This window comes from Adlercreutzia agrestimuris (assembly GCF_943193125.1).
GTDB classification, from domain to species: Bacteria; Actinomycetota; Coriobacteriia; order Coriobacteriales; family Eggerthellaceae; genus Xiamenia; species Xiamenia agrestimuris.
The window spans coordinates 115,487-122,310 of the sequence record NZ_CALPCX010000005.1; the positions used below are offsets into that span (position 1 = coordinate 115,487).

General features: G+C 45.4%; 6 protein-coding genes. 3 read left to right on the forward strand and 3 right to left on the reverse strand.

The annotated features are described in order from the left end of the window. Positions 1-180: 180 nt before the first annotated feature. Positions 181-702 carry a ketopantoate reductase family protein gene (locus NFR28_RS08535; RefSeq protein WP_251179385.1) on the forward strand — a complete coding sequence of 174 codons (522 nt, stop codon included), beginning with the start codon at positions 181-183 and terminating at the stop codon, positions 700-702. Then, the gene (locus tag NFR28_RS08540; RefSeq protein ID WP_275556983.1) at positions 599-1,363 is read left to right on the forward strand and encodes an NAD/NADP octopine/nopaline dehydrogenase family protein; all 765 of its coding nucleotides are present in this window, start codon (positions 599-601) and stop codon (positions 1,361-1,363) included. The genes NFR28_RS08535 and NFR28_RS08540 overlap by 104 nt, the downstream gene beginning before the upstream one ends. On the opposite strand, the gene NFR28_RS08545 is transcribed toward NFR28_RS08540, so the two are convergent. After that, entirely contained in the window at positions 1,290-2,537 is a 1,248-nt protein-coding gene (locus tag NFR28_RS08545; RefSeq protein ID WP_251179387.1) for a lipopolysaccharide biosynthesis protein, read from the reverse strand. The genes NFR28_RS08540 and NFR28_RS08545 overlap by 74 nt on opposite strands. Before the next feature lie 102 nt (positions 2,538-2,639). Between NFR28_RS08545 and NFR28_RS08550 the strand changes: the two genes are divergently transcribed. Next, positions 2,640-3,506, forward strand: coding sequence for a LicD family protein (locus NFR28_RS08550; protein WP_251179388.1), 867 nt, complete (start codon positions 2,640-2,642; stop codon positions 3,504-3,506). Here the strand turns inward: NFR28_RS08550 and NFR28_RS08555 are convergent. Continuing rightward, the gene (locus tag NFR28_RS08555) at positions 3,503-5,578 is read right to left on the reverse strand and encodes a DUF6541 family protein (protein WP_251179389.1); all 2,076 of its coding nucleotides are present in this window, start codon (positions 5,576-5,578) and stop codon (positions 3,503-3,505) included. The two genes, NFR28_RS08550 and NFR28_RS08555, sit on opposite strands and share 4 nt — an antisense overlap. 244 nt (positions 5,579-5,822) lie before the next feature. Continuing rightward, the coding region (locus NFR28_RS08560; RefSeq protein ID WP_251179390.1) for a L,D-transpeptidase family protein at positions 5,823-6,824 on the reverse strand (1,002 nt) is incomplete at its 5' end.

Genomic DNA, 6,824 nt, shown 5'->3' on the forward strand with positions numbered 1-6,824 from the left:
CTGACTCGTCTTAACAATTTCTTAAGTTATCTGAGTATAGCCGACCAAATCACGCAGAATGTTCAATAAAATATAAATGAAGTGCGTAAACTATAAAACGTGCAAGAAGTTTTCAGGTTAATCTCAGGGTTCTCAGAACTCTATGCGAGTCTCACCCCGTCCCTCTGCAAGGAGCTAGGCATGAACATTGTGGTCATTGGAGCCGGTAACGTTGGCATGCTTATGGCAGCTGACTTCGCCCATAATTCGCAAAACTCAGTCACCCTTATCACCGCGCACCCACAAACCGACAGCACAACCTTAAGCGTATATAACCCCGATGAAACACTTGCGTTTAAAGCGAACATTGCTGCTCTCACCTCAGATTATGATGCTATCGCCCAAGCGGATGTAGTTTTTATCACACACCCCACCTTCATGTTGGAGCAGACAGCTCAGCGTATTCTCCCCTATGTTCATCCCGGTCTTTGGATTGGTGTTGTGCCAGGCGCTATGGGTGAGTTCTATTTTCAACAACACCTTGCAAAAGGAGCCCGTCTTGTGGGACTTCAGCGTGTACATGCTGTTGCTCGCCTCCATGATGAAACCAACAGCGTATATGCCCTTGGGCGTAAACCTGAACTATTTATTGCCGCACTCCCTGCGCGCTACACCCAGCAAGCTCAAGAGATGTGCGAATACTTGTTTAATATGCCCGTTTAAGGCACTGCCTACCTATCTCGTTGAAACGCTTACACCTTCTAACCCCATCTTGCACACATCGCGTCTATTCTCTCTGTTTAAGGATTGGCAACCCGGAGTCACCTATCCGGAAAACATCCTCTTTTATGAAGGGTGGACAGACGATGCCTCAGAAACACTCATAGCAGCTGATGCCGAAGTGCAAGCACTCTGTCGTACTATCGAAGAACGGAGTGGTCTTAATCTTTGCGATGTGCGCTCGCTGAAAGACCACTACGAAAGCCCCACTGCTGCGGCAATGACCTACAAGATTTCGCATATTCCTGCATTTGCAGGGCTCACTTCGCCCATGAAGCCAGCACAATGCCTATCGGATTCCAACAACAAAACCGAAACCGAACAAGGTGAATGTACCTCATGCGCATGGATACCTGATTTTAGTTCACGCTATTTCGTAGCTGACTTTGCTTATGGCATGAAGGCAATTATCGACATTGCTCGCCTTATGGATGTACCTACACCTACCATTGACACCATGTGGAATTGGTATGTCCAAACTGCACAGCCTGACCACATGATAGATGCGCTCCCAGCAGATCCGGCAGCATTTATTGCACTGTATCAAGATGAGCACTTTGAGCAACTGCACGCATGCGCACAAACAGAAAACCAAGCATTATGACAATGGCCACAAAATAAGCAAGCGACACTGAATAACTCACGCCGTTCATATCCCACTGCGCTACGCAGAGATACGTAGCCGGAAGAGACACAGCAAAACCGATACCATTGGCAACAACATTGCCGCGCATGTCGCGAACAGTGACCATAACATCACTCATAAACGAGACGTATGCGGTAAGGACGACACAAAGTAGCGCCGGATAAAGCAAATACACATAAGCCAAAATGCTCTCACCAAAGGCGAAATCCAGCAGCGGCTCACCGACAAAATAAAAACCAATTAAGCACACTACAAACAATCCGATAATACCGCCAGTCACCATCCCTAACAAACGATTAAAGGCTTTCACGTCCTTATTAAGGTAATGCTTGGCAAATACTCCAAGAATAGGCGAATAAAGATAACTTGCTCCTGCTTGCAAAATGACCGCGGGCGTACACACCGATGCATAGATGCCAAGCGCTTCATCACCGGAATGAATTTGAAGATACTGACGCGCAAGGGAGTTAACCGCAATATAAAACACCGAACCTAAAACTGCCGGTAAACAAGTTTTCGCAAGTTCAAAGGCACGACGCTTTGTGATAGACGGCTTCAATTTGTCAAACTGCGCTGCCGCACGCGCATCATAGATAATCACAGGGTAAGTCACCAAGATCATACCAACAATAGCAAGCGAAAGATTATGTGTGAGTCCAAACACCGCCAAAAAAGCCACAAGGAATAACACGCCACGGATGAACAGCGATTTACCACAGTAATCCATACGGAAATTCTGCTGATCTACACCATGCAGCACGTCAATAAATACTTCGCCTGCACGAAAAACGAGATATAAAAACACTGGCAAGAAAGTAACCGGCTCACAGGTAAGCAGGATATAAACACCAATACCTATACCCCCAACCGCAATTGTGATGAGGCGAAATGCCACATATTCTTGAGCGCTCACCGACTTGTTGACATCGGTAACTTGATAAGTACGAATGCGATACAAAGAGATATGAGCAAAGATATTGGAAATAGCCATTGCAAGAGCCAACACACCCGCAGACTCATAGTCAGGCGCCATGCGTGCAACAAATACGGTAACAAGCCATTGGCAGCCCAAATACATAAGCGAGCCAACGGAATTCCAAAACATATTCTTCTTTAAACTCAGTGCTTCCATGTACCATCCTTTTTGCGTGTTGGTCTATTTTCGTCTACTTCCATCATTGCTACAATGATGAGCGAGCATTGTGTACAAATTCACCACCATAAAGGAGTTTGCGTGAAAGCAACTATTGACCAGGTTTATAGCCCTGAAACTCTTCGTCGTCTTCAGCTGGTTGAGCTTGAGATTCTCAAAAAGTTTGATGCCATGTGCAAAAAATATAACCTGGAATACTTTGCAGTATACGGAACTGTTCTTGGCGCCATTCGCCACGATGGCATTATCCCCTGGGATGACGATATTGATATCGCTATGCCACGCAAAGACTACGAGCGCTTAGCAGAGATTGTTCCACTTGAAATGGGAGAAGACTACACGTTGCTCAATGGGCAGATTGATCCGCACTACCCGTTCGTTACCAGCCGTATCATGAAAAAAGGTACTGAATTTCGCATGATGTCTATGAAAAATGTACCTTGTGAACTGGGTATTTTCTTGGATATCTTCTGCTTTGACGAAATGCCTGATGATCCTGCAGAGCTCAAAAAGCTCCTGCGTAAGACATGGGTTTTAGAGAAAATGCTCGTACTGCGCAATACCCCTTTCCCGAACCTACCTTATCGCGGCATCAAACGCTATGCCGCATACGCATGTTGCGCCGTAGGTTCGGTCGTCATGAAAGTCTTTCCGCGCAAAACGCTTCATGCATGGACCCAAAAAGCAGCTCAATCTTATACCGGGAAGGATACTCATCATATAGGATGGCCTTTTGGTCTTGAACCAATCAGTAGTTACTATCCAAAAGATATGGTCTATCCGCTTGACACTCATATATTTGAAGACATGGATGTCATTATGCCCGCAAAGCCCCATGACATGATGCGCATCGTATATGGCGACACCTATATGACGCCCCCTCCTGAGGGCGCCAAATCCTATATCGTGCCTTATCGTTTGAGTTTCGGTGACGAAGACGAGGCTTAAGCCGCTTGATCAAGCTCTTCGTCCTCAACAGCAGTTATGCGATAAAACTTCATATCGTCATCCGATAACAACAGCTCAAACCCGGGAGTGTTTTCGTTGACGTCATCAACACCCTCCCAGCGTTCGGGGAAATACGACCAGAAATGCGGCTGAGACATTTTATCGCGATGGCCTTGATCAAGCTGTATAAAATACTTTGCATCTATCTCTTCAACGGCCTCTTGCACCTCTTCGTTAGTTGCAATGTTGTCTAGATCATTGCGAATGAGAACGCTTTTGGGCGACTCGCTTTCTCCGCCAACGCCTGCAGTATAGCGATAGTAAATATTGGCACCATTAACACCATACGCAAACGCAGAACCATCGTTTGGACAGTTGATAATTAGTTCCCCATCAGCAATTTCCATAGCCTCTTGCACAAAGGCAATTTCTTTATCCGAATAAACGGTCCTATCATCATCAGAATAGGTGTGCGCAATAGCATTTTCGGCACCCTCAATAGCTGAACGCACTTCAAACATACCAGGAATGGATGCATTTGGCATATAGATCATCACTGCCGCAGCGACGCATAATCCCACAGGAAGTACTCGAGTATAACCAACGCTCGTCTTCTTAAGCTCATACATTTTGTTCAAAAGGTTGCGCGCCCAATCAAAAAGCCATGCCAAACCAAGTGCTGCAAGCGGAATAGCAAAGAGTACGAGTGAAGCGGCAATACGCCGAGGATCGGTATACCAAAAACCTCCTAAAATATGCTCAATATTACCATCGGTTGCTTCGACGAAAACATACGTCACTGCCATGATGAGGTATGCAAATGTAATCCACGCATATTTCGTACGTTTAAACGAGTAGAGAATCCCCACAAAGACTGCCAACGCCAAAAGCGCTTGAGCATCCAGCCCATCATAAGCAAGCCAAATTAGATCCATCAGAGACTGTGCGAAGTTTCGCCTCGATGCCCATTCATGCGTTACTACACCCTGCAGCATGGGCAAATTGTAAGCAATCAGCCATAACGCAATCAATATAAGCGCAGCGATTACCCCCCACCACACACGTGAAAGCGGAAGTCGCGAAAGGCGAAGATTTGACTGTGGAATCTTGCTTGCTTGCCACACCAAAAAAGGAATGAAGAAAGAAGCAGCGGTAAAGATAGCATTGGTATGCGTGAGCGCAACCCCAATAAAGCCGACAACAAAGAGAACGAAATACTCTATTCGATGCGAGCGAGAGATCTTCTCGTCAAATATCATGATGAAGAAGAACAATTCCGCTGCCAGAATTGCAAACGAAGCCACATTCGGAAAAAGCGTGCCCCAATAAATAAAGCGCCAAGGAAAAGAACCAAAGGCACTAAAAACAAGCGCGCCAGCAATAAGCGCTTTTTTGTTGTCTTTGAACAGATAGGTTAAAAAGCCGCAGAGGGTAACAGGCCACGCTATTGCAACGAAGACAAAATTTGCAACGTTTGCTCCCATGGTGACGCTCACACCAACGCAAGACGAGGCCAAAGCAGCGAAAGTATGCCAAATGGTCGGATAAAAAGACCAGCCCACAACAGGAGCAATGTTTGCTGCTTCACCCATACCATATGCCGAAACACCAAGGCAAGTCCAAGATCCGGTATCTAAAAACATGCGTATGACACCAAGATGATGCACATTGTCATATTCTTCGGCAAAGGAAGCAGGTCCATTAATGTTACGAAGATAGATAATGCACGTTACTACAACGCCAACAGCTAAATACAGCGCCATAACTTTCCAATTAAAGGCTGTAGGTGAAATTCCCAATTCCTGCTTTGAGCTATTCCTAAACATCACAACACTTACAAGAGCAAGAATAATAAGAACTGCTGAAAGCGGAACCATAAGATTGAGCCATGTGGTAGTAATTGAAAGTTTGCCATAGATGATACAAAGCACACCTACAAAGAATACCGTAACCACTGGAGCACAAAAAAGCGAGGTGAATCGGTTAAATCGAATCGTTCGCAGCGCACAATAACCCGGCACCCATAAAAAGAGCGCGTCAATCAAAACTGCGATGAAAAACTGACCCCACATGCTTATTCCTATCTCGTCACTGTATGAATGTTCGTTGTCGAGACCTCATGGAGCGCCTAAACGCCCATCTCCTTAAAAACCCATAGACTCTTAAGTATATATGAGCTTACGCGCATTAACACAAACTCATGATATCTGCTTATCCGATGGCATAAAAAAGGTGTGTCCTGCGTATACGCGCAAGACACACCACACAGACTCAATTCTCTTTAAAGGAGTTTACCGTTTTACTAACAAAGAAGCATTACCAGATAAACACCTTTGTATTTTGGGGGATATTGTCATAAATCCACTTCGCATTTTTAATATCCAAGCGAACACATCCATGCGATAAATTAACACCCAAACGCATATCTTTCTCAGCACCTGTGTCAGGATAATACAAATTTGAGTGGAATAAATAGTCGCCTAAGATTTGTGTATACCAGTGACACAGATTTCCTCCTGCCACAAAGTAGGGTCCGCGAATACCTACGGTATATTCTCCCTTAATGGTTTCAGATCCGGGAGCGCCTGCTGAGCAAAGCCAATAATGCTTTAACTCCCAATGACCTTGTGAACCATAAAAGACACCAACGTGACACGTTTGCGTATCAACAAGAATCAGCCAAGGAGTAGCGCTTGAAAAGCCCTGGGCACGAGCAATCATATCAGCGCCCTCTTGGATCCAAGCACCTGAGTTACTAAAGGCATATCGCTTACCTGAAATAGTTCGCATGCCAGTAGCCATTGCCCCGCTTGATGGATCCAGATAATACCAGGTAGAACCGAGCTTTAACCAACCAGTAGCCATAGCTCCATTTGATTTAAGGTAATACCATGAGCTTCCAATTTTTTGCCAACCGGTTTTCATGATGCCAGCGCTGTTTGCGTAGTACCACGTACCCTTTACTTTAAACCAACCTGTTTGCAACGAATTGTTCTTTGCTTTATCAAAATACATCCATGCCCAGCCAATTTTCTTCCAACCGCTCGTTTTATCAGCTGTGACAATGCGACCCTGCGCATCATATTGCGCACTATAAGCAATTACACCATTTGATCCAAGAAAGGCCGGTGTTCCCTCTGCTGTTTTCACCCACGTATCTGTACGCATGGCGCCGCTAGAAGCAAACCAGTATTGCTTTCCATCAATTGTTTGAGAAGTTGATGCCGCCATGCTGCCATCAGTGCGATCAAAGAAATACCAAACGCCTCTGATTTGGCCCCAACCTGTTGCCATAACACCAGATTTTGCAAGGTAATA